A 1,804-nucleotide genomic window follows, 5' to 3' on the forward strand; every position below is an offset into this window, starting at 1 on the left:
ATATTCGTAGCTCGTAACTCCGCCTGCCGCATCGGTCATCGTCACCATGCGGCCCAGACGATCGTAAGTGTAGCTCGTCACCTTGCCGTTCGCATCAATAACAGAGGTCAGATTGCCAAGGCCGTCATAGACATATTGCGTAAGCACGCCCTCTGCATCGCCATAAGCGCCATATTCACCGACCAACCGCCCCGCTGCGTCATAACGCTGCAAGTTCAGACTAGAATCGGCTGTATTATAGGCCGTATGAATATCAATCTCAGTGCCATTGGCATAGCGGCCATAGATCGTCAGCATACCCAGCGGATCGGTCATGCTATACATCTCGCCATCGGCATAATAGCCATAGCTTGTCTGCGTATATTGGCCCGCGCTATATTGTCCGCCAATCGCCGCCGCAACATCCCCGATGCCGCTGCTATCCGATAGGCTCACCGCTGCATTATAACGCAGACGCGCTGTTACCTGGCCTTCGGCATCAAAAAACTGATCGGTGACAAAGCCTTCGGCATCTTGGCTATAGCGCAGCTCACCCTTTGGCGTATACCAGTTGCGGGTGACGCGGTTGCCCGCATTGCCCGCTTGGCCCGCAGCCCAGCTATTCATATCCGCAAAGCTCGGCAGGCCGCTTGTCGCCCGCGCAGCAGCATAGATCACGCTCTTCGTTACCTGACCTACAGTGTCATAGGTCAGATGGCTCACCGTGCCTGCAGCATCAATGCTATAGACCAACCGGTCGCGGTTATCATATATATTCCAACTGGTACGGTCATTGACATGCGCCGTCACTGCGGCCTTGACGGTCGCCAAATTATAATTGGCGGGGCTCTCGATATTATTATGCTGCGTCACGCTGGTGACATTGCCGTTCACATCATATTGATAGCTGGTCACTTGCCCCAGCACATTGCGCATATAACGCAGCTGACCCTGGCCGTCATAAACATAGCGTGTGTCGCGGTCATTGGCAGAGGACGCTATCGTTGCCAAAAGCGCTGTGAAGGTTGAACTTGCCCGGTCTACCGCTGCGACCCCCGCCTTTGTATTGGTGGCCGAGGCATAAGCTATCTCCTGCACCTTTTGACCGGCTTTGTCATACAGAATGCGGGTCACATAACCCTCGCCATTCAAATTGCCGATCAAACGTCCATCCCGGTCATAAAAGACCCGCGAGACCTGATCGCGCCCGGCATCCGCCGTCACCGCCTGCACCGTCAAGGGCGATACCACCTTAAACCCATCAACCGCCGCTTGCGCCAGCCTGTTCACATAGCTGGTCGTCTTGATCAGACGGTCCGATTTGTCATATTCAAAAGCGGTCACCCCGCCTGTGGCGTCAATATTCTGGATAACGCGCCCGCCCGCATCATAAATGCTCCAGGCCCAATGGTCATACGTGCTATTTGCTGGCGGACGCAGCGCCGCAACATCCACGGTGTTATTGGGATCGCTCAGCGCCGCCAAATAGCCCGCCGACACAGCATTCAAATAGCGCGCCTCAGCAATAACCCTGTTGGCATTGTCATAGCGATATTCGGACATCCAGCCATCATTATTGATCTCAGCTGTCTTGCGCCCCGCCTTGCCATATAGATAATACGTCTTATGCCCGCCCGCATCGGTCATCACCCGCACGCGGCCCAGCCTGTCATACAGATAGCTGACCGTGCCCGCTGGCGAGAAGTCGCTCGCCGCTGTGCTGCTGACCAGATCGCCCGCTTTGTTATAGGTGGATGTGGTCACCTGACCATTGGCCAGCGTCACAACCGTTTGCGTCGCCGCATCGTTAAACACCACGCTGGTC

1 pseudogene is annotated in these 1,804 nt (G+C 55.5%); it reads right to left on the reverse strand.

What is annotated here, in order from left to right:
- A pseudogene (locus tag ACFOWX_RS13340) lies at positions 1–1,804 on the reverse strand (hypothetical protein); the annotation flags it as partial.

Source organism: Sphingorhabdus arenilitoris, assembly GCF_042651485.1.
In the GTDB taxonomy this organism is placed as follows: domain Bacteria; phylum Pseudomonadota; class Alphaproteobacteria; order Sphingomonadales; family Sphingomonadaceae; genus Sphingorhabdus_B; species Sphingorhabdus_B arenilitoris.